Origin of the sequence: Streptomyces sp. NBC_00080 (assembly GCF_045041255.1) — a bacterium.
Lineage (GTDB): Bacteria > Actinomycetota > Actinomycetes > Streptomycetales > Streptomycetaceae > Streptomyces > Streptomyces coriariae.
This window is the reverse complement of sequence record NZ_CP108235.1, coordinates 8,407,250-8,431,616: the sequence shown is the minus strand read 5'-3', so window position 1 is coordinate 8,431,616 and position 24,367 is coordinate 8,407,250. Positions and strand designations below refer to the sequence as shown.

Genomic DNA, 24,367 nt, shown 5'->3' with positions numbered 1-24,367 from the left:
ATGTCGGTTGCCATCTATTCTATGCTCTGTTTAGATTTTGATCGTAATCTAAATGGGCCCCTCCCCCGGGGTCCACAGCACAGGGAGCAGACATGGAACTCAAGGACGCCGTCGTAGTGGTCACCGGGGCCAACCGCGGACTGGGACGCGAGCTGGCCACCCAGCTCCTGGAGCGTGGCGCGAAGGTGTACGCGGCAGCGCGTCGCCCGGAGACCGTCGACCTGCCCGGCGCGACCCCGCTCCGCCTGGACGTCACGGACGAGGAGTCCATCCTGTCCGCGGCCCGCGTGGCGTCCGACGCGACGCTGCTGGTGAACAACGCCGGCATCTCCACCGGCACCCCGCTCATCGCCGGCGGCCTGGACGCGGTGCGACTGGAGATGGCGACGAACTTCTTCGGGCCGCTCGCCGCGACCCGCACCTTCGCCCCGGTCATCGAGCGCAACGGCGGCGGCGCCGTACTCAACGTCCTGTCCGTGCTCTCCTGGCTGCACCCGGCGGGCCTCGGCTCCTACGCGGCGACCAAAGCCGCCGCCTGGGCGCTGACCAACGCGACCCGGGAGGAGCTGGCGCCCCGCGGCATCACCGTGTCGGCGCTGCACGTCGGGTACATGGACACCGACATGGCCGCCGCCGTTCCCGCCGACCAGAAGGCCGACCCCGCCGACGTCGCCGCCCAGGCGCTCATCGGCCTCGAGCAGGGCCTGCCCGAGATCCTCGCCGACGAGACCACGCGGTACGTCAAGCAGGGACTGGCCGCGGCGCCGAGCGCGACATGAGGCCGTCCGGCCGGATGGCCCGGTCCGGCACGGAGCCGGGTCATCCCTGAGGGCGAGGCACCGGGAAGAGCAGGCAGCTACTGGTGGCGTGGGCGAGCAGACGGTCCGTCGCGTCGAGCAACTGCGCCTGGGCCAGAGCCGTTTGACGGCCGGCGCTGACCACCGTACCGATGGCACGGACGGGGCCCGTGTCGGCGGTGATCCGCCGCAGGAACTTCACCGTCAGGTCGAGCGAGGTGTAGGCCGTGCCCAGCGGGAGGGTGGACTGGACGGCGCATCCCGCCGCCGAGTCGAGCAGGGTGGCGAAGATGCCGCCGTGGACGCTGCCGATCGGGTTGTAGTGCTCCTCACCGGGCGTCAGGGAGAAGACGGCCCTGCCGGGCTCCACCTCGTCCAGGGTGAAGTCGAGGGTGTGACTTACGGGCGGTCCCGGCAGTCGTCCCGCCTGAAGCTCACGCAGGAAGTCGAGACCGGCCATGCGCCCGGCGGCGTCCGCGAGGATCGCCGGATCTTCCCACTGATACGTACGTGTTCGTCCCACAGCCCAGTGCCTCCATCTGACTTTTTGAAATGAAGCTAGCCTCCCCGTCGGCTGACTGTCAATGACGAAGCCAGGGCCCTAGGATGGCGGGATGAAGTGGCTTGAGGCGAGCACGGAGAACTGTCCCGTCCAGCGCACGCTCGACGTGATCGGGGAGAAGTGGACCTTGCTGATCCTGCGCGACGCCGTCAACGGAGTCCGCCGCTTCGACGACTTCCATCGCCATATCGGCCTGTCGGAGGCCGTCCTCAGCGACCGCCTCCGCAAGCTGACCGCGGCCGGCGTCCTGAGGACCGTCCCCTACCAGGAGCCGGGCAGCCGCCCGCGCAACGAGTACCGCCTGACCCGAAAGGGCTGGGACCTGTGGCCCGTGCTGATGGCACTGAGCCAGTGGGGCGAGGCCTACACCCTCGACGCCGAGGGTCCCGTGCTGGACATGCGCCACACCGACTGCGGCGCCCCGCTCCGCGTCGTCGTCGAGTGCTCCGCGGAACACTCCGCCCTCGGCCCCGGGGAGGTCACCGCCCGGCTGGGGCCCGGCGCCCGACCCCGGTCATGAGTGTGACGTCGTACGCCTCCGGGTCGAACCCGGCCAGCCGTCGGCGCATCCGGCCCGTCGACCAGGGCCAGCTGAAGCTGTTGCGGCCGTTGCCGTCGAGGTAGTAGCTCGAGCATCCACCCGAGTTGTAGACGGTGGACGGAAGGGCCTGCTGTACCTCGGCGTTGAAGGCGGCCTGGACTTCGGGACGGACGTCCATGGCCGCCCAGCCGGCCGAGCGGAAATGCCGCACCGCGCCCGCCAGATACTCCAGTTGGGCTTCCAGGACCATGAAGGCCGAGGAGTGCCCGGTTCCGAGATGCGGCCCGAGGAGGATGAACGCGTTGGGGAATCCGCTGACGGTGGTGCCCAGATAGGCGTCCGGGCTGCCCTTCCAGTGCTCGTCCAGACAGACACCGTCGGCGTCGAACACCCGCCGGGCGATGGGCATGTCCAGGATGTGGAAGCCCGTGCCCAGGATGATCGTGTCGACGTCGGCGCCGGTGCCGTCCGCGCCGACGACCCGGTTGCCGCGCACGGCCTCGACCGCCGTCGCGTGGACGGTGACATTGGGCCGCGTCAGTGCCGGGTAGTACGCGTTCGACAGCAACAGCCGTTTGCAGCCCAGCGTGTAGTCGGGTGTCAGCGCCCGGCGCAGCCGCCGGTCCTTCACCGTGGCCGCGAGGTGGAGGGTGCCCACCTGCTGCACCGCCCGCAGCAGGGCAGGATGCCGGAAGCCGAGACCCAGGGTCTCCATCGCCGCGTACTCCGCGCTCCGCAGGGCCCGTTGGGCGGCCGGAAAACGGCGCAGGAGCCGGCGCTCGGCCCCCGGCACATGGTGGTCGGGCTTGGGAAGCACCCACTGCGCCGTCCGCTGGAACAGGTCCAGCCGGGCCACCCGCGGCTGGATGGCGGGCACGAACTGCACAGCCGAGGCGCCACTGCCGACGACGGCCACGCGCGCGCCCGCCAGTTCGTGGTCGTGGCGCCAGCGCGAGGAATGGAAGACCTCACCGGAGAAGTCCGCCAGCCCGGGTATCCCGGGAATCAACGGCTCGTGCCAGGGTCCCGCGGCCGAGACGAGGAAGCGCGCCGTGTAGCGGTCACGGCTGGTCTCGACGTGCCAGCGCGACTCGTCCGCGTGCCACTGTGCGCGCAGGACCTCGGTGCCGAAGCGGATGAGCGGGGTGATCCCGTACGTGGCCGCCGTGCGGTGCAGATAGGCGCGAATCTCGGGCTGGGCGGCGAAGGCCCGCGTCCACCCGGGGTTGGGCGCGAAGGAGTAGGAGTACAGGGCGGAGGGAACGTCGCAGGCGCAGCCCGGGTAGGTGTTGTCCCGCCAGGTGCCGCCCGGTTCGTCCGCCTTCTCTATGAGGACGAGGTCGCGCAGACCGGCTTCACGCAGCTTGACCGCCGCTCCGATGCCGGACAGACCGCTGCCGATGATGAGCGCCTCCACCGCGTGTGTCTCGCGCGTGACGGTCGCGGCGGTGCCGTCGGGTCGGGACATGTCAGGCTCCTGTACGCGGGCGGGGAGAGGGCACGGGCTCTGTCAGACGGTCGCGGACCGTCGCCCGCGTCGTACGAAGAGAGGTCTCCAGCACGGCCGGACGACGGCGCGGGTCCATGAGGTTGCCGCCCATCGCCGCCAGGTCGGCGGCCGTGGGCTCGATGCGGACCACGCGGGTACCCGCGGCGCGCAGCGCGGCGCACTCGGCGCTCAGGATGCGGGTCATGACGCGGCGCAGCACCGCTTCGGCCCGGCCGAGTCCGCCGCGCCGCCCGGGAGCCCGCGAACTCATCGGGGCCACGACGTACACCTCGTCCAGTCCGCACGGCACCAGCAGGTCGGCCGAGGTCGGGGAGCTGATGCCGCCGTCCGCGTAACGTCGGCCGCCGATGCGCACCGGCGGAAACCAGCCCGGGACCGCCCAGGAGGCACGGAGCGCGTCCCGCAGGGCGACCGGCGGGGTGTCGGGATGCCCGAAGGGCGTGCGCCGGCCCGCGTCGAAGTCGGTCGCCACCAGCCAGGTCGCGGGATGGGCCACCCACTTTCCGTCCGGTGCCAGGAAGTCGGCGGCGGCCGCCAGCCAGGTGGCGTCGCCCCGGCCCCGCGGCAACAGACCGGACAGACCGGTCAGCGGGGGCAGGGCGCCGCCCAGTGCCCGGCGGGCGAGTCGCGGTGATCCGAGGAGGGCCGCCGGTCGTGGCGGTACACCTCGGGGCGGCGCCGCGAAGTGGCGGGCCAGTTCGGGACGGGAGTCCTGGCTCCCGAGCTGTGCGGTCAGCAGATCCCGCACACCGATGCCGCTCCCCAGCATGGCGGCCAGCTCGGCCCCCGCCGAGGTGCCCACCAGCACGTCCGCGTCGCGCGGATCCCAGCGCAGGGCCTCCTGGAGCGAGTGCAGGGCGCCGATCGTCCAGGCCGCGCCGAGCGTTCCGCCGCAGCCCAGCACCAGCCCTCGGGAAGGTGTCGCTCGCCTGCCGGTCGTGGTCAATGCAGTCTCCGCCCCTCTGCGATACCGCCGAGATCCGGATACTAGCGGTATCTGAAATCGGGGAACAGGCCCTGCGGGGATAGGATCCGAGAGCTTTCGAACTTCGCGGGACAGCCGCGCAGGGCGGACGCCGCACAGGACGGACAAGGGAACGGAAATCATGGCCCGCCTCAGCCGCGTCGAGAGCCAGGAACGCACTCGTGAACGGCTCGTCACCACCGCCCGGGACCTGTTCCTGCGCAACGGCTACGCCGCCACTTCCCTCACCGACGTGGCGGAAGCAGCCGGGTTCTCCAAGGGAGCCGTCTACTCGAACTTCCGCAACAAGGACTACCTGTGCCTCGCCGCCATCGACGACATCCGTGCCGAGCAGCTGAGGCTGCTGACGGACTCCGTCAGCGGCGACGACCGGTTCGAAGTCCGCCTCGCGGCCTTCTCCGCCTGGGGCGAAGCGCACATCGGCGACGAGGCGTGGACCACGCTCGAGGTCGAGTTCCTCACGCGCGCCCGTCACGACGACGAACTCCGGCGTGAGATCACGGCGCGGGCCACGGCCGTCCGCGCAGTGCTGGCCCAGCTCCTGGAGGCGCTGGCCGAGGAACTGGGGGCCGGCTTGGCCATGCCCGCCGACCAGGCCGCGATGACCCTGCTCAGCCTGGGTATCGGCCTGGGCATCCAGCGGGTGGCCGACCCGTCGGTTCCCACCACGGTCCTCACGGACACACTGCGGCTCGTTCTGAACCTGCGGCCATGACGCCGCGGCGCCCGCACGGGGCGCCGGGCGCCCGGCCCTAGCCGGCGGTGGTGAAACGGGACCGCCACAGGTCCCGGAGCAACGCGATCTCGGCCATGTGGTGGATGAATTCGAGGTTGGCCGACGCGAGCACACCGATGTACGGGTAGTCGCGGTCGTTGCTGTACGGGTACCGCGAGAACCCGACCGTGTCGAGCTGCTCGTCGGTGACGCCGGCGACGCTCTCCCGCCAGCGGTCGATCACCGCCCAGAACCGCTCCAGGGTCGGGGCGGCGGAGGGCGTGAAGTCGACCATCAGCTTCGGGTCCCGCCGCCGTTCACCGAAGGTCCACTCCCACATGCCCGCGAACTCGAAGTGCAGGTGCCCCAGCCGCCACGCGATGGTCGTGATCGGCGTCGCGTCGGGCTCCGGGGCGCCGGTGTGGGCGAGGATCTGCTCGACCCGCTCGACACCCACGCTCCAGTCCTCGGCGATCTTCGCGACGGACATGCCGTCGGCGGCCTGCCGGGCGACCTCGGCGTACTCGTTCGCCGGGATGTCCGCGGCACCCAGGTCGAGCACCCACTCCCCGGGCCCGAAGGCCCTGGGGGTCGCCGCTTCGCCCCGAAGCCGGAGCGACCAGCAGCCGGGCACCGGCTCCCACAGATACTCCTCGTCACCGAGCCCCGTCAGCCGCACCTGGGCCATCTCCCTGGCCTGGTCGAACTGATCGAGCAGTGGCCCCAGACGATCGGGTCGCGCGCCCTCGGTCTCCATGCGTGGCTCCCCTCACGGTCGCGGCCTCGTAACTCACCGCGCTCAGGCGGAAGTTAACGGCTCACCTCACGGGACGCCACCGAATTCCCCGCTCCCCGGAGCGGCAGGTGGTGTAGCGGGCTGCACCACGGGTTCGGGAGGCCGCTCCCTCGTGGCGGCGGTCGGACGAAGGGATGGGCCTGATCATCGGCGTCATACTGTTCCGGCGCGACGCGCCCACGGCGCGCGCCTGCTCGTCGACGGGCTCGACTCCGGATTCAATACACCGGCGTCAACCACCCCCACCGACCTGACGGAAGTGATGTCAGCATGACCGGATCATCCCGACCGACCCTGGTGGTCACCGGAGCCACGGGCCGACTCGGCGGTCGCGTCGCCCGTCGCCTCGCCGCGCGGGGAGTGGCTCAGCGGATGCTGGTCCGCAGCCCCGAGCGGGCACCGGAACTGCCCGGCGCCACACCGGTCCAGGGCGGTTACGGCGACCACGACGCCGTCCTGCGCGGTCTGGACGGTGCGCGGACCGTGTTCATGGTGTCCGCCTCGGAGAGCCCCGACCGGCTCGTCCAGCACAAGACCTTCGTGGACGCCGCGGCGGAGGCGGGCGTCGGACACCTCGTGTACCTCTCCTTCTTCGGCGCCGCGCCGGACGCCACCTTCACCCTCGCCCGCGACCACTTCCACACCGAGGAACACATCCGTGCGCGCGGCCTGTCGTACACGTTCCTGCGCGACAACCTCTACGCGGAGTTCGTCCCCGATCTGGCCGGTGAGGACGGTGTCATCCGTGGTCCGGCCGGGCACGGACGTGCCGCGTTCGTCTCGCGGGACGACGTCGCCGACGCCGCCACCGCCGTGCTGACCCGCCCGGCCGAGCACGCCGGCGGCGTGTACGACCTGACCGGGCCCGACTCCCTGAGCTTCGCCGAGGCCGCGGTGATCCTGTCCGAGACGCAGGGCCGCACCGTCACCTATCTGCCCGAGACCGTCGAGGAGGCGTACGCCTCCCGCGCCTCCTACGGCGCCCCGCGCTGGCAGCTCGACGCCTGGGTGTCGACCTACACCGCCGTCGCCGCCGGTGAGCTCGACGGGGTCAGCGAGGCCGTGCCCCGCCTCACCGGCCGCCCCGCCACTCCGCTCGCCGACGTCGTCCGCGCCAGCCGGGGCTGACCGGCGCGAGGCCCCTCCGTCGACGTCACCGGCGCCGCGAGACGACGCGATGTCACCTTTTGACCATCACTGGTCGCCAAAAGGTGACGGCAACCCTTCCATGTCGGCCTAGTTTGAACACATAACCCCCGCGCCACCGCCGACAAGGAAGACAGTCATGAGCGACAACAAGAACACGGCCCTCCAGGCCGCCACCGAACTGTTCGGCGACAAGGACCCCTCCGCCGTGGACCGCTGGGTCGCCGCCGACTACACACAGCACAGCTCCCTCGCGGCCGACGGCCCGCAGGCGCTGCGCGGACTGGTCGCCGGTCTCGGCGCCGACTTCCGCTACGAGGGCGCCCGGGTCATCGCCGACGGCGACCTGGTCGCCCTGCACGGCACCTACCACGGCTTCGGCCCGGACCCCCTCGTCGGCTTCGACATCTTCCGGGTCGCCGACGGCAGGCTCGCCGAGCATTGGGACGCCCTGACCCCGTACGTCAAGGACACCGTCTCGGGCCGCTCCCAGACCGACGGTCCCGCCGAGACCACCGACGCCGACCGGACCGAGGCCAACCGCGCCCTGGTGACGGAGTTCGCGGCGAAGGTGCTCGTCGGCGCCGACTACTCGGTCCTGGCCGACTACATCTCCACCGAGACGTATCACCAGCACAACCCGGAGGCCGCCGACGGGCTCGACGGCTTCGGCGCCGCCGCCGCGCGATGGGCCGAGCAGGGCAGGAACCTCGTCTACACCGAGGTCCACCGGGTCATCGCCGAGGGAGATCTCGTCCTGGTGCAGTCCGAGGGCGAGTTCGGAGTGCCGGTCGCCTACTACGACCTCTTCCGCGTCGCCGACGGCAAGATCGTCGAGCACTGGGACGTCATCGCCCCCGTCCCGGCCGAACTCCCCCACACCAACGGCCTGTTCTGACGGGTCCGCACCGGCTGCCGGCCGGGGCGCGGCGTCGCGCCCATGCCGGGGCCGGGCACTCCCCCGCCGCCGTACCGCCTCACCGATCCGCCCCACCAGCCGGAGCCGTTCCATGACCACTTCTCGGCCGCGGTTCAGCGATCCCGCCCGGACGGACACCCGGACGGACGCCGGGACCGACCGGGCCAGGATCGAGGGCCGCCCCTCGGCGTTGCCGCTGGCCGCCTACCGCACGGCCGTCGCCCTGGACGAACCCTTCCGACCGTCCGCGGCCGCCGCCCCGGCCGATCGGCCGGACGAGCACGTGCGCACGGCGCTGGGTCTGCTCGGCACCGACCGAGCCATGTCACAACTGGGCCTGCGAGCCGGCTCCCTGCGCGATCTCCGGCACGCCGACGCGGCCACGGCACGCCGGCTCCTGCGTGCCGTGCTGACCGTCCGTCCTCCCGGACCACTGCCCGAGGGCGCCGAGGAGGCCGTGGACCGGGTCCTCGGGACGGAACGTCGGCTGCGGCCGGGTGTCACGGCAAGTCATCTGCCCACGATCGAGGAGGAGTTCCCCGGCACGGCCTTTCCGGCGGCCCGGCACACCGCGCTGTGGCGGGGCGACATCACCACCCTCACGGCGGACGCCGTCGTCAACGCCGCCAACAGCGCCCTGCTCGGCTGTTTCCATCCCCTGCACGCCTGCATCGACAACGCGATCCACCACGCAGCCGGGCCCCGCCTGCGCGACGACTGCCACACCGTCGTCACCCTGCAGGGTGCCTCCGAACCGACCGGTGGCGCCAAGATCACTCGCGGCTACCATCTCCCCGCCCGCCACGTCCTGCACACCGTCGGCCCCATCGTCGACGGCCGGCCCCGCGCCGGTGACGCGCGGGCGCTGGCCTCGTCCTACCGCTCCTGTCTGGATCTGGCGGCCGAGGTCGGGACGATCCGCACCGTCGCCCTGTGCGCGGTGAGCACCGGCGTCTTCGGTTACCCCAAGGACGAGGCCGCCCTCGTAGCGCTGCGAACGGTCGCCGACTGGCTCGACGAGCGCCCCGGCAGGTTCGACCGCGTCGTGTTCACCGTCTACGAGGACGCCGACGAGAGCGCCTACCGCCGTGCCCTCGCGCGACGGACCCGGCCCTCGGCCGCACCCCGGTAGGGCGCCGAGCCCGACGGGGCGCTTGTCCGCTCATCCCGGCCCGTGTCCCTCGTCACGGCCGCGGACCACGTCACGGAAGTCGATCGGGGACCGGCCGACCCGGTGCAGGAAGTACTTGCTGAACTGGGAGGGATGGGCGAAGCCCAGCTGGTCCGACACCTGGGCCGCGGTCCGGTCGCTGTGTGCGAGCAGCCGCTTGGCCTCCAGGACGACCCGGCGGTCCACGAACTCCTTGGCGCTGATCCCGGCAGCGGTCAGGGTGGCACGGGCGAGCGTGCGCGCGGAGTAGCCGAGCATCTGGGCGTAGTCCTCCACGCGGCGGGTCCGCGTGAAGTGCCGCTCGACAGCGTCCCGGAATCGCAGGTAGGTCTCGTCCGGTTCCGGGGCGAGGCTGCCGACCGGGACCGTGAGGTGGGCCAGACGCAGCACGAGGACCGCCAGGAGATGCCGGAGGGCGGCCAGATGCACGTCCAGGGGCAGATGGCCGAACGCGCGGAACTCGCGGCTCAGGTGCTCCACCGCGAGGTCGAGCGCCTCGGCGTCCTCGGCGACGGGGGTGCTGACGACGGGGGCGTGCGGGTCGTCGATGCGGGCCGCCGTCGCGGTGGCCGCGTCGAGGAACTCCTGCCGGAAGAGGATCAGGGTGCCCTCGGCCCTGGTCAGGTCGCCCCACTGCTGAACCTGCCCGGGGCGCACCCACAACCAGGAGCCCGGCCGCAGGACATGACCGGCGAAGTCCACCGTGTGCCGGAGGTCTCCCGACGTCAGGGCGAGCAGATGGTGGAAGTCGGGACGCTGCGGCTGGGTGAGGATGCGCTCCGGCACCCGCCCCCGCAGGTCGGCCAGCGACATGACCTCGACGCCGGCGGGCGTCCCGGCCGGCGCGGCGAAGGGGACCTCGGGAATCTCCCGCGAGGAACTCTGTCGGTTTTTGGCCATCATCAGTCAGAAGTGTATCCCGATGACACCTCCTCTCACTCGTAAGTTGAAGGTGTCCCGCAAGCAGGGACGCCTCGAGTGACGGAAAAAGACAAGGCAACGAACCAGACCGCGAACAAGGCCACGAACCAGGCCACGGATGGGAAGGAACCCCGCAGTCGTGAGCACCACGAGCAAGCTCCCTCGCTCCGCAGCACAGGCGGCCGACACGTTCCGCGCCTGGCTGGGAGAGGCGGACCGGATCCTGGTCGCGGCCGGTGCCGGCCTCAGCGCGGCCGCCGGCTACGACTACGGCGACGCCGAGCGCTTCCGGGAACTGCTTCCCGCACTGCACCGCCTCGGCCTGCGCTCGCGTTACCTGCTCGGGGTGCCTCTGCCGAAGGACATGATGTGGGGCTACTGGGCCGTCCACATCGACGACATTCGCTACAGCACCGGTCCGAACCCGCTCTACCAGCGGCTGCGGGAACTGGTCGGCGACCGCGACCACCGGGTGATGACGTCGAACGTCGACGCGCTGTTCGTCCGCAACGGCTTCGCGGCGGACCGCGTCTTCACCCCCCAGGGCGACTACGGCCGGCTCCAGTGCACCGTTCCCTGCACGCGGGAGACCTGGTCGAGCAAGCCGTTCCTCGACGCGGTCCTCGCGGCGTACGACCGGGAGAGCGGTCGCGTACGCGACGAGGAGGCCCTACCGCGCTGTCCCCACTGCGGCGCGGAGGTCTTCCCCAACGTCCGGGTCGGGCCCGAGTTCGTCGACGACGCCCATCTGCCCTCCGGCCGGCACCTGGCCCGCTGGCTCGAACGGAAACCCGACGACGGCGACCTGCTCGTCGTGGAGATCGGCGCCGGGTTCAACACCCCCGGCGTGATCCGCCGCCCCATGGAGAACCTGGTGCGCCGAACGCCTCGGGCCCGACTCGTCCGGGTCAACCCCGAACACCCCGAGGTCCCCGCCGACCTCGCCGGACGAGCACTGTCCGTCCCTCTGGACGCGGACCTGTTCCTGCACCTACTCCTCGTCTGAGGGACTTCGGACCCGGAGCGGTTCAGCGATCGACCGGCTCGTACGCGAACCAGTCGAAATGGACGGCGCCGCCGCCGGCGAACATGCCGATCACCCGGCCGGTGAAGCCGCCGGCGACCTCCGTGGAGAGGTACTTCCCGTCCAGTGAGGCCAGTTCGACGATGGTGCCGTCCGGCTCCTCGATGCCGAACGTGACGATGTCCGGACCGGTGCGGGCATCGTGCACGGCGTGCACGGCGGCCACTTCGATGCGGAGGACCACGGGACCTGGGGGTGTGGACCGGGACGCCACCACGGTGTCCGACGGCCCGATACGGGCCCGCACCCGCACCTCCCCCGACGAGGCCTCGATGTCGTAGTGATGCTGCTCGTCGAGGCGGACGGCGAGGCCCCCTCGGCCGTCCGCGACGTCGGCCAGGACGCGCACCCGGCACGACCTGTGTTGCTGGCGCCGGCCGACGAACGTCACGTCGGTGTCGTCGAGCGATCCGCCGCGGGCCCGCAGGGTGAGCCAGCCGGGCTTCTCCTTCGTCGTGCACACCTCCGGCGGACGGTGCCGCAACGAGACCCAGAACGGGGCGAGTTCACTCAGCTCGAAGTCGTCCCGGTCCGGCACCGCAGGCTGCGGCGGCAACGGCCAGGGAGGTGCGGGCATCGAGGTCGACAGTGCGCCGACGACCGGCCAGTCGTCCACCCAGTCGACCGGCACCAGATACGTCTCCCGGCCGAGTACATGCCACCCCGGGGTGCCACCGCCCGGCCGTACGCCGAGCAGCACCATCCACCACGAACCGTCGGGCGCCTGCACCAGGTCCGCATGGCCGGTGTTCTGGATGGGGTGGTCGGTGCCCCGGTGGGTCAGGATCGGGTTGGCCGGGCACGGCTCGAACGGGCCCGTGGGTGTGCGGCCGCGGGCGATCGAGACACTGTGGCAGCGCTCGGTGCCGCCTTCGGCGATGAGCAGGTACCAGTAGTCGCCGATCCGGTAGAGGTGCGGTGCCTCCGGGGCCTTGGCGCCGGGGCTGCCCGACCAGAGCCGCCGCTGCGGGCCGAACGTCTCCCCGGTATGGGGATCGATGCGGATCTGCCCGACTCCGGCGGTGGTGCACCAGCAGTTGCCGTCCTCGTCCCAGGCGAGGTCCGGGTCGATGCCGTGCACTCCGGGCAGCCGGACGGGATCGGACCAGGGGCCGGCCGGGTCGGTGGCCGTGAACAGCAGATTGCCGTCGGCGCTCACATTCGTGACGATCAGCCAGAAGCGGCCGTCGTGGTGGCGGAGCGTGGGGGCGTAGATGCCGCCCGAGGACGGGGTGTCGAGCGGCAGGCGCAGCTGACTCGGCCGGTCGAGGGCGTTCCCGATCTGCGTCCAGTGCACCAGGTCCCGGCTGTGGAAGATCGGTACTCCCGGGAAGTACTCGAAGCTGGAGCAGGCCAGGTAGTAGTCCTCCCCGACCCGGCACACGGACGGATCCGGATGGAAGCCCGGAATCACCGGGTTGTCGACGGTCTCGGTCTTCTCGGGCCTGCTCGACACCCTCATCGAGTCCTTTCGCTGGTGTGACCCGCCGGAGGTCCGGCGGAGCCTGTCCGGTCGGTTCGGCGGCGGAGCCGGGCGATCACGATCGAGTAGGCGCGGCGCGCCGCTTCCTGTCAATTTCTCCGCCGCGTACCGAAAGTTTCCGTCGTCGTTCCGGGCCTGCCGCGACGGCGGTTTCGGCACCCCGCCCACGGTCGTGAGATGCGGCTCAGCCCTCTCGGTACAGGTCCCGGGTCTCGGGCAGTTGCCGGAAGCCGGCCGACCTGTAGGTGGCGACGGCGCCCGCATTCGTGCTCGGGGTGCAGACGATCGCGCTCGACGAACCGAGTTCCCGGAGTGCGGCCGCCGCGGCGACGGTGATCGCCTTGCCGTGGCCGTGACCGCGATGTTCCCGGTGCACGCCCATCGGCTCGAGCAAGCCGGGCTTTCCCGGACCGGCCGACCACACCGTCACCGCAGCCACCGCGTTGTCCCGGGCGTCGTACCCGACCAGGCACCGGGCGTCGGCATACGGCGATCCGGCGGCCATCGCGTGCCAGTGCTCGTCCGTGAACGTCGACCTCTCGAACGCCGCCCGCTGTACGGCGGTCCGCGCAGGTACCCGCGCCGACCCCGGCCCGGTGACCTCGATCCGTAGGCCTGGATCCTTCACCGGCCGCGTGAGGTCGCGGCGCAGCGGCGTCCACGGTTCGTCGGCGTGCCAGCCGCGCTCGAGCAGCAGATCTTGCAGCAGTGCGCCCGGCGGCGCCTCGACGGACACCTTGCCCGCCGGCAGTACGCCACGCTCGGGCTCGGTCAGGTCCTCGAGCAGCTGCTGCGCCGGCTCCTCGTCCCGTCGGGCGTCCGGGGCGATCGTCAGCCGCAACAGCCGGGGCCCGTCCAGCAGTCCGACGGCGAGAATCCGTCCGTCCCGGCTCCAGGTCCGGACCGCCGCGGCCGTCGCCTCCGCACCGAACCGCCAGAACCAGCCCAGGTCCCCCGGATGCAGTTGCGTCGGCGCCCCGTCGCACTGCCACTCCCGCAGCGCGCCCACGGCCTCGCTCAGCCCGTCGACCTCCGGCTTGCCCAGCACCATCGCCATACTCCCGATGACACACCACCGCGCCGACCGCCCGCACCCGAATTCCGGTGGCCGGGCGTGGTGGGGGTTCGGGGGCGGGGGTTCAGGGGCGGGGCCGCGTGGCGGTGTCGAGGTAGAAGGCGTCGATGCTCTGGACGGCCTGCTCGAACTCGTCCAGGTTGACGGGCTTGGTCACGTAGGCGTTGGCGTGGCTGCTGTATGCGTCGGTCACATCGCCGGGGGCCGTGGACGTGGTGAGGACGACCACGGGAATGGTCTGCAGGTCCTCGTCGTTCTTGAGGACCTTCAGCAGCTCGCGGCCGTTCATGCGCGGCATGTTCAGGTCGAGGACGATGAGGTCGGGCCGCGGGTTGCCCGGGGTACGCAGGTGCTCCAGGGCGGCGACTCCGTCGGTGACCTGGACCAGGTTGCGCGCTCCACGCTCGGAGAGGGCTTCCTCGATGAGCATCGCGTCGGCGACGTCGTCCTCGACGAGCAGGACGTCGAACGGGCGGGCGGGGGTGGTCATCATCGGATGCTCCGTGGGTGTCTCGTCAGAGTGGTGAAAGAGCCCCGGCCAGCGGCGCCGGGCGCCTTGGCGGGTCAGGCCGCAGGCGGCGCCGAGCTGCGGGTAGCCCGCTCCCGCGCGGGCGGCAGCCACGGCTGCTTCCCGCTGGAGGCGTTCGGCGGCCTGTTGGAGCTGGTCCAGCAGGTGGAGCAGGGCCAGGGCCTGTGCCGGGTCGTCCGGTGCCGGTTGCGGGGGGCTGTCCAGCAGCCGGTGGGCAAGGCGCTGGGCAAGGTTGCCGACCGCGGCGTCCGCGATGACGGCCGTCTCCTGCGGACTGGTCCGCAGAACGAAGTTCTTGCCTGGCATACCTGGCACTCTATGGTCCGGGAGGAGTTCGCGACAACAAGCGTTGTCGCCGTCTAGAGTGTGCTGACCGTTGTCTTCGGGCAAATGTTCGCAGCAAGGAGTTCCACAGAATGACCGGCAGTGAGAGACCACCGCGTACGCGGTGGCTTTCCACGTGGACGACCCGGCGGTGGCTTCGCGTGGGCGCGGCGGCGTCCCTGGCGGTTCTGGCACTTCTCGGTGTCACGGGAGCATGGGTCCTGGCGCGGACCGAGTCGATCAGCAGGGACCTCGTGGACGTGCGGTCTCCCGCCCTGACCACGGCGATCCGGCTGGAGTCGGCTCTTCTCGACCAGGAGACGGGGATCCGCGGCTACGGGATCACCGGCACGACGGACTTCATCACTCCTTACCAGGAGGGTCTCGCCGAGCAGAAGACGAGCATCGCGCAACTCACCGAGCTGCTCGCCGACGACCGGGCCGGCCTGGACGACCTGAAGGCCGTGCAGGACGCGTTGGCCACGTGGCAGGAGAGGATCGCGCGGCCGGTCGCCGCCTCGCCGGCCGGCTCACCCTCTCCGCTGGCCACCGAACGGGCGGCGGAGGGCAAGAAGGCCTTCGACGACGTACGTGCCGCCCTGAGCGCGCAGCAGCAACGGCTGCGCGCGGAGCGCGTCCGGGCGAGGGACGACCTGATGGCCACGATGGCCCTGCGCAACGTGGTGTTCGGCGCCGCCGCGGTGCTCGTCGTCATCCTCACCGCTTTCGTCTTCGAAGGACTGCGCCGCGGCATCACCCGGCCGCTGGATCAGCTCGGCGCGGACGCCCGCACCATCGCCGAGGGTGACTTCGACCACCCCATCTCCCCGACCGGCCCCGCCGACCTGCGGCGTCTCAGCGGTGAGATCGAGTTCATGCGCCGCCGTCTCGTACGGGAACTGGCCTTCAGCGAGGAGGCGCGTCAGCGTCTCGACGCGCAGGCCGCGGACCTTCAGCGCTCCAACGCGGAGCTGGAGCAGTTCGCGTACGTCGCCTCCCACGATCTCCAGGAGCCGCTGCGCAAGGTCTCCAGCTTCACCCAGCTCCTCCAGCGGCGCTACGGAGGGCAACTCGACACCCGGGCCGACCAGTACATCGACTTCGCGGTGGACGGCGCGAACCGTATGCAGGTCCTCATCAACGACCTGCTCGACTTCTCCCGGGTCGGACGGATGCACAACACCCACCAGAGCGTCGACCTGGACACGGTGCTGGAGCGGACCCTGTCCGCGCTGAGCGTCGGTATCGAGGAGGCCGGAGCGACGGTCACCCACGAGCCGCTGCCGACCCTGGTCGCCGACCCCACCCAGATGGGCATGCTCTGGCAGAACCTGATCGGCAACGCCGTCAAGTTCCGCCGCCCCGGCGAAGCGCCGAAAATCCATGTGACGGCGGTCCGGGAAGACGAACTGTGGCGGTTCACCGTCACCGACAACGGCATCGGGATCGCTCCGGAATACGCCGACAAAGTCTTCGTGATCTTCCAACGGCTGCACACCAAGGACGCCTACTCCGGCAGCGGCATCGGCCTCGCGATGTGCAAGAAGATCGTCGAATTCCACGGCGGCACCATCGGCGTCGACACCGCGTACCAGGACGGCACGCGCATCTCCTTCACCCTGGCACCCGAGCCGCCGGCGAACCCCGGCCCGTCCACCCTGCCGGAGGCCGACCGCGCCGGCACCGAGCAGACACGATGACCACAGCGATGACAACCGGTCCCGAAGCGGCGCCCGACGAGCCGATGTACCGCATCCTGCTGATCGAGGACGACCGGGGCGACGCCCTGCTCGTCGAGGAGCTCCTGTACGACACGGGACTGCGGTTCGAGCTGACGACCCGCACCAGCCTGGCCGAGGCCCGTACCGAACTGGCCGGCGCCCCGATCGACTGCGTCCTCCTCGACCTGCACCTTCCCGACGTGTCGGGCATCGACGCGGTCGCCGCCGTGCGAGCCCTGGCCCCGCACACCGCCGTCATCGTCCTGACCGGGCTGTCCGAGGCCCAGGCGGGCACCGACGCCATGGCCGCCGGAGCCCAGGACTACCTCGTCAAGGGCAAGGTCGAAGCGGACCTGCTGCACCGGACGGTGCGCTACGCCGTCTACCGCAGCCAGACCGAGCGCGCGAGCTCCGAAGCCCAGGCCTCCCGGCTGCGGGCGGAGGAGAACGCCCGCCTGGAACGAGGCCTGCTGCCCCAGCCGATGCTCGACACCTCCACCGTGCGGGTGACCTCCCGCTACCTGCCAGGCGCCGCGATGGCCCTGCTCGGCGGGGACTTCCTCGACGTGGTGGAGGGAGACGACGGACTGCTGCACGCCGTCGTCGGTGACGTCAGCGGACACGGCCCCGACGCCGCCGCCCTCGGTGTCTGCCTGCGCATCGCCTGGCGTTCCCTCGTGCTCGGCGGACACCGCGGCGAGGACCTGCTGCACCTGATGGAACGCATCCTGATCGCCGAACGCGGCGACCAGCAGCTGTTCGCCACCTGCACCCTCCTCACCCTCGACCAGGACACCGCGACCGCCACCCTCCACCTCGCCGGCCATCACGAGCCCCTCCTCACCACGGCCGAGGGAACCCGGGAACTGACCGCCGCGCACGGCATCGCCCTGGGTATCGTTCCCGGGCTGCGCAGCTGGCCCTCCACCGTCATCCCGCTCCCGGCCACGGGGGCCCTGACCCTCTACACCGACGGCCTCACCGAGGGGCACAACGGGGCGACGAACGAACGGCTCGGCGTCGAGGGACTGCTCACGCTGATCGGAACCCTGCCGTCGGCGGACCCGGCCGCTCATGTCGACCTCCTCATCAAGGAAACCCACGAGCTGAACGCCGGACGCCACTCCGACGACCTCGCCGTGCTCCGCCTCGACTGGGGCATCCGCCCCGGCGGCGGCGCCGAGGGAACTCAGCGGACCCGGTCGTAGACGAGGGCCAGCGTGCCGTGCTCGCCCGCGGTCTGGCTGACGAGCGTCCACCGATGCGCGGGCAGGCCGTCGTCGAAGAGGCGCGGCCCGCCGCCGAGGAAGACCGGAAAGACCGTGAGCGCAAGCCGGTCGACCTCGTCGGCCGCCAGCAAGGCCTTGACCACGCTCGCGCTGGAGAGCACGAGAATGTCGCCGCCCTCGGTCGCCCTGAGGTCCGCGACGACCTCGGCGGCCGGCTTGTCGACGAGCGTCGTGCGCTCCCACGGCGCCTTGTCGAGGGTCGAGGAGAGAACCACCTTGTCGGAGTCGACGAGCCACTTCGCGAAGCCCTCGTCGCGCGGGTCGGCGCCCTCCATACCGATGACGGTGGGCCAGAAGCCGAGGAATCCCTCGGCGTTGACCCGCCCGAGCAGGGCCGTCGTGGCCGGCTCCCAGAGGCTGGTCAGGTGGTCGCGGGCGACGTCGGTCACGGCGTACGGCATCACCCAGCCCATGTCCACGGGGTTGTCCGGTGCGGCGTAGCGACCGTCGAGGGAGAGGGCCATGTTGGTGACAACTCGACGGCCGGCGATCTGCTCTGTCATGTCGCGCTCCTTGTGTCGGTGCGGGCCGTGCCGTCTGCACGGCCCGCACTGTCGGTGTCCGTGCCGTTGGTGTCCGTGCCGTTGGTGTCGTCGTGCGGGGCCGCTGCGAGGGTCGACGCGAGCTTGTCGAGGCTCTGGCCGAAGCCGATCTCGATGCCCGCGACGAAGTCCGCGGATTCGACGGCGCTGTCGGTCATACGCCAGCGGACGTCGAGGTCCGTGCCCGCGCCGGTGGGCCGCAGGTCGATGTCGATGTGAGCGGTGAAAGCGAGGCGGCCGTCGGGAAGCAGCGGGGAGAGCCGGTAGGCGAGGCGCTCACCAGGGCTCACGTCGACGACGACGCCCTCCGCGCGCCCGGCGACCGGGTCGGAGTCGCCGATGTCCTCGGCGTCGCGGTACTCCTGGACGATCCGCCCACCGGGCCGTGCCTCGAAGACGAGTTCGCAGACGCGGAGGTCGTCGGGGGTCCACCAGCGTGCGAGCAGGGCGGTCTCGGTCAGGTGGCGCCAGACGAGCTCGGGGCGTCCCGCCAGGGACCGGTGGAACGTGAAGGAGCGGTCGTCGGCCCACCCCGGCTCCTGCGCGGCGAGCCGCTCCGTGTGGACGCCGAGCCCGTAGCGGTCGTACGTCGTGTGCGGGCCACCGACCTGGTCCGCGGCATCGGCCAGTCGACTCAGCGCGGCCGCCAGCTCGCGGAGGGGGCCCGGCCGGAGCGCGTAGATCCGGCGCTGACCGGTGCGCTGCGAGGTCACGATGCCGGCCCGCTCAAGAGTCTGAAGGTGCTTGGTCGTCTGCGGTTGGCGCGCGTCGGCGAGCCGAGCGAGAACGCCCACCGGGCGGGGCCGCTCGGCCAGCAGGCTCACGAGCCGCCGGCGGGCCGGGTCGGCCAGTGCGGCGAGGAGTGCGTCCATGGCGTCCATGAACACGAGTATTCCTTAAGGCGAATATTCGCGTCAAGGAATATGTGGGCGGGGTGTCCGACTCCTGCCGAGCCCGGCGCTCTCCAGCAGCGTTGCCAGCGCTCGGTGCGGAACCCGGTGTCGTCCTCACCACCCGCTCGGACAGCGGCACACCGGGTCCGGCGGCACACAGCCGCACGTCCCGTGCGCGCCCCGCGACGAGCGGGTGCGCAGAGCGGGTGCGTTCAGCTCGGGGAGGACGGCGTGAGCACCACGAAGTCGGCGTCGGACCGGTCGAGGCAGACGGCGAGCCGGCCGACGCCCTCCGCGTCCGTCGGTCCCATCTGCACGCTGCCGCCGCCCCCGGTGACCGCCGCAACGGCGGCGTCACAGTCGGCGACGGCGAACACCGGGTGCCAGTACGCCTGCCCGCCCGCCAGGGCGAGGTCCTCCTCGCGGACCTGCATCAGGCCGCCCTGCATACGTTCCTCGGGAAGCCCGGCCGGTGTGATGAGGGTGTACGTGCCTCCGCCGCCCGGCATTTCCGTGTCGCCGAACTGCCAGCCGAAGACCGTGCCGTAGAACTCCTTCGCGGCCGCGGCGTCGCTCGTGTACAGCTCCGTCCAGGAGAGCGATCCCGGCACGTCCGCCAGCTCGAAGCCCGCGTTCTTCCCCGGCTGCCAGACCGCGAACTGGCCGCCCGACGGGTCGGTGTACTGCGCCATCCGCCCCCACTCACCGAGATCCCTCGGGGGCACCCGGACCGTGCCGCCCGCACCCTCCACCGCCTGGGTGGTGGCATCCGCGTCGGTGACGCAGTAGTAGATCATCCAGGCCGAGCGAGCGCCCTCCTCGGACAGCTTGCCCAGACCGGCGACGGTCTTGCCGTCCTTCTGGAACATCCCGCCCTCCATGTCCCCGCCCTCGCCCCCGCCGTCGCCCATGGACTCGAAGTCCCAGCCGAGCACCGAGCCGTAGAAGGCCGCGGCGGCGCGGACGTCGGGCGCCCCGAGGTCGAGCCAGCAGGGGGAACCGGGAGTGAGGTCGGTCGTGATCACGGCTGTTCCCTTCGCAGGTCCTGTGTCATTTCAGCGTGACACCGGCCACCGACGATCGCGCGTCGGCCGCGTCCAGCGGCTCCCGACGACACGGCCGAGCGCTCCGGACACGAAGGCGCGGCCGGCCGTCGACAGGACGGGTCTGCGGTCCACCGCACCTGCGGCATGGGTGTCAGACCCCGCGCCTAGGCTGGCCTCCTGACAAGTGATCAAGGAGCGGCGTAGTGCGGATAGGGCGTCACCAGGTGGACGGAGCAGTGGTTTCGGCGGCGCGCGAGGACTTCGCGAACCGGATCGGGGGTCAGGTCCGGTCGATGTCGAAGGCCGGCCGTATGGCCACGTACGAGTGGACGTCGATCGCCGAGGAGTTTCTCGACCACCTCGGTGCCCTGTCCGTCGAGACACCTGACCTCGACACCCCGGAGGCGAAGGCGGTGCTGGGGGATGCCACCGAGGCCGCGGCGGGCGCGGTGGCCTTCGCGGCGTACTTCCCGCACTGCTCCTTCCACGTCACGCTCAACTACGTGAACTTCGGCATGGGGTACGACGCCGAAGACGAGGACGCGGCCGAGGAGAGCGTCACCCCGGGCGAATGGATCGACGCGTTCTGTCTCGCCGTCCTCTCGGACAAGGCCAAGTGGCACGGCGAGGCCTTCCACTTCGCCCGCCAGAAGTTCGCCGGCACGGACGGAACGCCCGCCGCCGAGCTGATCAAGGGCTTCATGGCACAGGTTCTCGACGACACGGGAGACGACGACGCGGACTACCCCCCGAGCACCCGGCACAAGCTCGCCGCCCTCGACGCCGCGCTGGCGCGTATCCGCAGCCGGGAGGAGCAGACGGGCGAAAGCCTCCTCGGCCGGCCGCACAGCGTGGCCCTCGCGACCCTGCGTGCCCTGGCCGCCGAGGACCGGGCGGGCTTCGACTCCGGACTGACCGCCCTCCTGCTGCCCCACAGTGCCCTACCCGGCCCCGGCGCCTCGCCCGGCAGCCTCCTCCCGCTGCTGCCGGTCGCCCTGGCCGCGCTCGCGTACCGGACGCTGGGCTGGGCGCCGGCCCTCGAGACCGACTACCTGCCGCGCGCCCTGGTCACCGGCTTCGAGACCCGCGGCCCGCGCGTCGAGGGCTTCGGCCGCCGCCGGCGCCCGGAGGCGGTCGCCGCGCTGGCCGCCGGGCCGCTGCCGGTAGGGCGGCCGGCCCTCGAAAGGGCCCCGGCCCCGGAGAGCGAGGCCCTGTTCGACCGGTACACCCGAGAGGCCCTCACCCCGGTGGACGGGCAGTCCCTCGCCGTCCGGCGGCTCGGGAGCGCCCTGCGCTATCAGGAGCTCCTGTTCAAGTGGCGTGCCTCGGACTCCGGCGAGGTCACGGACGCCCAGCTCGAGAACCTGCGCCTGGCCTCCCAGCTGGGTGCGGCCCTGTTCCGCATCGCCCTCGCCGAACCGGGCACCGAGGCCCGGGTCACGGTCGACGGCCGTACCTTCGGCTGTCCGGCCACCCGCGGCGAGGACGCGAGCGCGGGCAACTGGCAGACCGCCACCGCCTTCGCCCTGATCACCGGCGTACGCGAAGACCTCGCTCCCCTGGTCCTGACCGGTCCCACCTTCACGTCCGACGACCGCTCCGCGTTCGCGTCGTACCGCGTGGCCCTCCACGACTATCTGAAGGGCGCGGACCCGGAACCCGCGATGGAACGGGCGCTGCGGGACCTCGGCAAGGCCAGGGACTGGGGCTTCTTCCCGCCGCCGGGAGCCCTCCTGTCGCAGCTCGTGGAGGGTGACGAGGAGAGTTTCAACCTGGCCCTGGCCGACGCTCTCGAAGCCCACCGCGACCACTACCGGGTCGCCGACCGCGCCGACGACCCGGACGCCCGGTTCGACCTCGACGCCCTGGCCCTGGCCTGCCACGCCCGCCGCAGGGGCTGGAACGTCCGCGTCGAGTCCCCCTACCTGCCCCGACGGCTGCTCCAGGCGGCCGAACCCTTCTAGGACGTGAACCGAACGAGGGTGTGCCAGGAGGTCGGCTTGTTGAAGGGTGGGGACGCATCGGGGTGTGTCGGGCCGGCCGCGCGCAGCCGCCGAAGGGCCCCGGCACCGGAGGCTACGCCAAGTGGTCGGTGCCTCCGGGTGCCTGGCCGCCGAGACGTCTCCGCCTACCGCGGCGGCCCGTTCACGCATCCCGATCAGACCTGGAGTTCAGCGACGCGCGCCACGACCGGACCGTCACGCCCCCCGCGGACGAGTCGACCGGTGTCGGGCGCTCCGCACGGTGGCGTCACGCACTCGCCGACGCCATCGGGCAGCACCATGTGGGTCCGGCGTCAGCGTGGTGAGTCGGGCAACGCGGCGAGCAACTGCTTGTCCGTCACCACGGCCAGCGACAGGGTGCGATAGCCGACCGACTCGAACAGAATGGTGATCTTGCCGTCGCCCTCGCTCATGACCTCTCCCTGACCCCACCGGTCATGGCGCACGAGGACGCCCGGCAGGTAGGGGTGATCGTCCGCCGCGGGCCGTGCGACGGTCTCCACCGCCCGGACGGCATCCGCGGAGCCGCCCGCGCGCCCACCGACCCGGGTCCACCGGCGCTGCCGCGTGGCCGCCTTGTGGGGCCGTCCGGCGGTCTCGGACCGCTCGCGCCCAAGCCCGGCCGCAAACGCGGCCACCGGGCCCGTGCAGTTCCCGCACGCCCCGCACGGGACGGGGACGGACTCCCCGAAGTACCCAAGGAGGAACCGCCGTCGGCAGTCGGTCGTCTCGGCGTACCCGCGCATCATGTCGACCCGGGACTGTTCGAGCTTACGGTGCGTGGCATGGACGGCGAGGGCGCTCTGCACGGCGGCGTCGACGTCGTCCTCCGCGGAGGCGCCGACGGTGCCGGCCGCGCCGGTGAAGCGGCTGCCGTCCCGTCCGGTACGGACGGCCCCGGCCTCCTCCAGCAGGTTCAGCACGGCGGACAGCGCCGTCGCGCCGAGCTCGCAGTCGGCCCGGAGCCGGGTCGCGCTCACGGCGCCCTCCTCGCCGCGCAGCCGCCCGGCGACGCGGCGCAACGCGTCGGCGTCGGGAGCGCCGGCGGCGAAGAAGCGCTGCAGGCCCAGATCCTGCGGACGGTAGGCGAGGATCGCCCTGGCCGGTGCCCCGTCTCGGCCGGCCCGGCCGATCTCCTGGTAGTAGGCGTCGAGCGAGCCGGGGACGGAGGCGTGCAGCACGAACCGTACGTTCGCCTTGTCGATGCCCATCCCGAACGCCGAGGTCGCCACGACCACGTCGAGTTCACCGGAGCTGAAGCGGTCCTGGGTCCGGCCGCGCTCGGCGGCGGGCCGGCCCGCGTGGTAGCTCGCGGCGGACAGTCCCAGGTCGCTCAACTGCTCGGCAATGCTGTCCGCGGCCCGCCGCGTTCCCGCGTACACGATTCCCGGTTTCTCCTCGACGGCCGCCCGCTCCACGACGAACCGCTCCTTGGCGGCTCCGTCCTGAAAGGTCGACACGTCCAGGTGGATGTTGGGGCGGTCGAAGCCGGCCACTATCTCCACCGGGTCGTTCATGCCGAGCCGTTCGGCGATGTCCCGGCGCACCGGGGCCGCCGCGTTCGCGGTCAGGGCGAGCACCGGCGGGTTGCCGAGCCGCTCGCGCGCGTGGCGCAGCCGCAGGTAGTCAGGCCGGAAATCGTGCCCCCAGGACGACACGCAGTGGGCCTCGTCCACCACCAGCAGCCGGGGCCGGACGGCGGCGAGCCGGTCCGTGACGTCCGGCTTGGCGAGCTGCTCCGGAGCGAGGAAGACCACATCGACCGAGGAGGCACTGATGCGGGCCCACGCCGTCTCGTTGTCGCTTCGGCTCTGCGCGGAGTTGATGGCGGCGGCGCGCAGCGCACCGGACCCGAGCAGGCTCTGCAGCTGGTCCCGCTGGAGCGCGATCAGCGGCGAGACGACTACGACCGGACCGCCGAGCAGGACCGCGGGCACCTGGTACACGGCCGACTTGCCCGCGCCGGTCGGCATGACGGCCAGTACGTCACGCCCCTTCATCACGGCCCTCATCGCACTCAGTTGGGCCGGACGCAGCTGCTGCCAGCCGAAGACCCGACGGGCGATGCCGCGCAGACGACGGGACGTGAGTGCGAACATGGTTCTCCTTGAAGGATGGGCGTCCAACCGCCGTGTCTCTGGCGGCTACCCCGGTTCGCCGGGATATCGCCTCACGCGATTCGGTCACCCGTTTCTACGGCACCGACACCGGCACGAGGCCTTGTCCTTGGCCGCCGGTGATCTCTCGGGGTGCATGGCGCGCCGGTCGCCCGTTGATCCAGATCCACGGCGGGTGGCCGGGTCGGCATGGGCCGC

At 71.6% G+C, this 24,367-nt stretch carries 22 protein-coding genes; 10 read left to right on the top strand and 12 right to left on the bottom strand.

Translation table 11 applies throughout. The annotated features are described in order from the left end of the window. Nucleotides 1-92: 92 nt before the first annotated feature. The gene (locus OHU34_RS37655; protein ID WP_405770593.1) at nt 93-779 is read left to right on the top strand and encodes an SDR family oxidoreductase; all 687 of its coding nucleotides are present in this window, start codon (nt 93-95) and stop codon (nt 777-779) included. Between the two features lie 40 nt (nt 780-819). Here the strand turns inward: OHU34_RS37655 and OHU34_RS37650 are convergent, their stop codons facing one another. Continuing rightward, nucleotides 820-1,320: a PaaI family thioesterase gene (locus tag OHU34_RS37650; RefSeq protein WP_230196997.1), complete on the bottom strand. Its 501-nt coding sequence runs from the start codon at nt 1,318-1,320 to the stop codon at nt 820-822. Between the two features lie 91 nt (nt 1,321-1,411). On the opposite strand from OHU34_RS37650, the gene OHU34_RS37645 reads away from it, so the two are divergent. Continuing rightward, the gene (locus tag OHU34_RS37645; protein WP_230196996.1) at nt 1,412-1,879 is read left to right on the top strand and encodes a helix-turn-helix domain-containing protein; all 468 of its coding nucleotides are present in this window, start codon (nt 1,412-1,414) and stop codon (nt 1,877-1,879) included. Here OHU34_RS37645 and OHU34_RS37640 read toward each other — a convergent pair. Together OHU34_RS37640 and OHU34_RS37635 are read right to left on the bottom strand one after the other, a co-directional pair. Then, nucleotides 1,839-3,368: a flavin-containing monooxygenase gene (locus OHU34_RS37640; RefSeq protein WP_405770587.1), complete on the bottom strand. Its 1,530-nt coding sequence runs from the start codon at nt 3,366-3,368 to the stop codon at nt 1,839-1,841. The genes OHU34_RS37645 and OHU34_RS37640 overlap by 41 nt on opposite strands. A 1-nt stretch (nt 3,369) precedes the next feature. Continuing rightward, nucleotides 3,370-4,356 carry a patatin-like phospholipase family protein gene (locus OHU34_RS37635; protein WP_405770584.1) on the bottom strand — a complete coding sequence of 329 codons (987 nt, stop codon included), beginning with the start codon at nt 4,354-4,356 and terminating at the stop codon, nt 3,370-3,372. Nucleotides 4,357-4,516: 160 nt separating this feature from the next. Between OHU34_RS37635 and OHU34_RS37630 the strand changes: the two genes are divergently transcribed. Further along, nucleotides 4,517-5,110, top strand: coding sequence for a TetR/AcrR family transcriptional regulator (locus OHU34_RS37630; RefSeq protein WP_230196993.1), 594 nt, complete (start codon nt 4,517-4,519; stop codon nt 5,108-5,110). Between the two features lie 37 nt (nt 5,111-5,147). Here OHU34_RS37630 and OHU34_RS37625 read toward each other — a convergent pair whose 3' ends face one another. Next, nucleotides 5,148-5,867, bottom strand: a complete 720-nt coding sequence (locus OHU34_RS37625; RefSeq protein WP_405770581.1) for a DinB family protein — start codon at nt 5,865-5,867, stop codon at nt 5,148-5,150. Nucleotides 5,868-6,176: 309 nt separating this feature from the next. Here OHU34_RS37625 and OHU34_RS37620 point away from each other — a divergent pair, with 309 nt between their 5' ends. From OHU34_RS37620 to OHU34_RS37610, 3 genes are all read left to right on the top strand, one after another. Next, nucleotides 6,177-7,034, top strand: coding sequence for an SDR family oxidoreductase (locus OHU34_RS37620; protein WP_142268912.1), 858 nt, complete (start codon nt 6,177-6,179; stop codon nt 7,032-7,034). A 157-nt stretch (nt 7,035-7,191) separates the two neighbouring features. Continuing rightward, nucleotides 7,192-7,950, top strand: coding sequence for a nuclear transport factor 2 family protein (locus tag OHU34_RS37615; RefSeq protein ID WP_142268913.1), 759 nt, complete (start codon nt 7,192-7,194; stop codon nt 7,948-7,950). Between the two features lie 112 nt (nt 7,951-8,062). Next, nucleotides 8,063-9,103 (top strand): macro domain-containing protein, encoded by a 1,041-nt coding sequence (locus tag OHU34_RS37610; RefSeq protein ID WP_405770576.1) that lies wholly within the window; start codon nt 8,063-8,065, stop codon nt 9,101-9,103. Nucleotides 9,104-9,133: 30 nt separating this feature from the next. Here the strand turns inward: OHU34_RS37610 and OHU34_RS37605 are convergent, their stop codons facing one another. Continuing rightward, entirely contained in the window at nt 9,134-10,045 is a 912-nt protein-coding gene (locus tag OHU34_RS37605; RefSeq protein WP_200840021.1) for an AraC family transcriptional regulator, read from the bottom strand. Between the two features lie 157 nt (nt 10,046-10,202). Between OHU34_RS37605 and OHU34_RS37600 the strand changes: the two genes are divergently transcribed. Then, the gene (locus OHU34_RS37600) at nt 10,203-11,069 is read left to right on the top strand and encodes an NAD-dependent protein deacetylase of SIR2 family (protein WP_405770573.1); all 867 of its coding nucleotides are present in this window, start codon (nt 10,203-10,205) and stop codon (nt 11,067-11,069) included. Between the two features lie 22 nt (nt 11,070-11,091). Here the strand turns inward: OHU34_RS37600 and OHU34_RS37595 are convergent, their stop codons facing one another. The 3 genes from OHU34_RS37595 to OHU34_RS37585 all read right to left on the bottom strand — a co-directional run bounded on the left by OHU34_RS37595 (nt 11,092) and on the right by OHU34_RS37585 (nt 14,540). Further along, nucleotides 11,092-12,561 (bottom strand): glycoside hydrolase family 43 protein, encoded by a 1,470-nt coding sequence (locus OHU34_RS37595; protein WP_372481813.1) that lies wholly within the window; start codon nt 12,559-12,561, stop codon nt 11,092-11,094. 253 nt (nt 12,562-12,814) lie between these two features. Further along, the gene (locus OHU34_RS37590) at nt 12,815-13,687 is read right to left on the bottom strand and encodes an N-acetyltransferase (RefSeq protein ID WP_142268917.1); all 873 of its coding nucleotides are present in this window, start codon (nt 13,685-13,687) and stop codon (nt 12,815-12,817) included. An 82-nt stretch (nt 13,688-13,769) separates the two neighbouring features. Continuing rightward, entirely contained in the window at nt 13,770-14,540 is a 771-nt protein-coding gene (locus OHU34_RS37585) for a response regulator (RefSeq protein WP_230196988.1), read from the bottom strand. Between the two features lie 110 nt (nt 14,541-14,650). Here OHU34_RS37585 and OHU34_RS37580 point away from each other — a divergent pair, with 110 nt between their 5' ends. Together OHU34_RS37580 and OHU34_RS37575 are read left to right on the top strand one after the other, a co-directional pair. Next, nucleotides 14,651-16,258 carry a sensor histidine kinase gene (locus tag OHU34_RS37580; RefSeq protein ID WP_230196987.1) on the top strand — a complete coding sequence of 536 codons (1,608 nt, stop codon included), beginning with the start codon at nt 14,651-14,653 and terminating at the stop codon, nt 16,256-16,258. An 8-nt stretch (nt 16,259-16,266) separates the two neighbouring features. Then, the gene (locus OHU34_RS37575) at nt 16,267-17,487 is read left to right on the top strand and encodes a PP2C family protein-serine/threonine phosphatase (protein WP_142268919.1); all 1,221 of its coding nucleotides are present in this window, start codon (nt 16,267-16,269) and stop codon (nt 17,485-17,487) included. Here OHU34_RS37575 and OHU34_RS37570 read toward each other — a convergent pair. The 3 genes from OHU34_RS37570 to OHU34_RS37560 all read right to left on the bottom strand — a co-directional run bounded on the left by OHU34_RS37570 (nt 17,469) and on the right by OHU34_RS37560 (nt 20,028). After that, nucleotides 17,469-18,071, bottom strand: a complete 603-nt coding sequence (locus OHU34_RS37570) for a dihydrofolate reductase family protein (protein ID WP_142268920.1) — start codon at nt 18,069-18,071, stop codon at nt 17,469-17,471. The two genes, OHU34_RS37575 and OHU34_RS37570, sit on opposite strands and share 19 nt — an antisense overlap. Further along, complete coding sequence (locus OHU34_RS37565; protein WP_405772493.1) at nt 18,068-18,982, bottom strand: metalloregulator ArsR/SmtB family transcription factor; 915 nt, start codon at nt 18,980-18,982, stop codon at nt 18,068-18,070. Before OHU34_RS37565 ends, OHU34_RS37570 begins: the two co-directional genes overlap by 4 nt. Nucleotides 18,983-19,215: 233 nt before the next feature. After that, nucleotides 19,216-20,028, bottom strand: coding sequence for a VOC family protein (locus OHU34_RS37560; protein ID WP_142268921.1), 813 nt, complete (start codon nt 20,026-20,028; stop codon nt 19,216-19,218). A 245-nt stretch (nt 20,029-20,273) separates the two neighbouring features. Here OHU34_RS37560 and OHU34_RS37555 point away from each other — a divergent pair, with 245 nt between their 5' ends. Then, complete coding sequence (locus OHU34_RS37555; RefSeq protein WP_405770566.1) at nt 20,274-22,013, top strand: immunity 49 family protein; 1,740 nt, start codon at nt 20,274-20,276, stop codon at nt 22,011-22,013. Between the two features lie 332 nt (nt 22,014-22,345). Here OHU34_RS37555 and OHU34_RS37550 read toward each other — a convergent pair whose 3' ends face one another. Beyond that, complete coding sequence (locus tag OHU34_RS37550) at nt 22,346-24,151, bottom strand: RecQ family ATP-dependent DNA helicase (RefSeq protein ID WP_405770563.1); 1,806 nt, start codon at nt 24,149-24,151, stop codon at nt 22,346-22,348. Between the last annotated feature and the right edge of the window lie 216 nt (nt 24,152-24,367).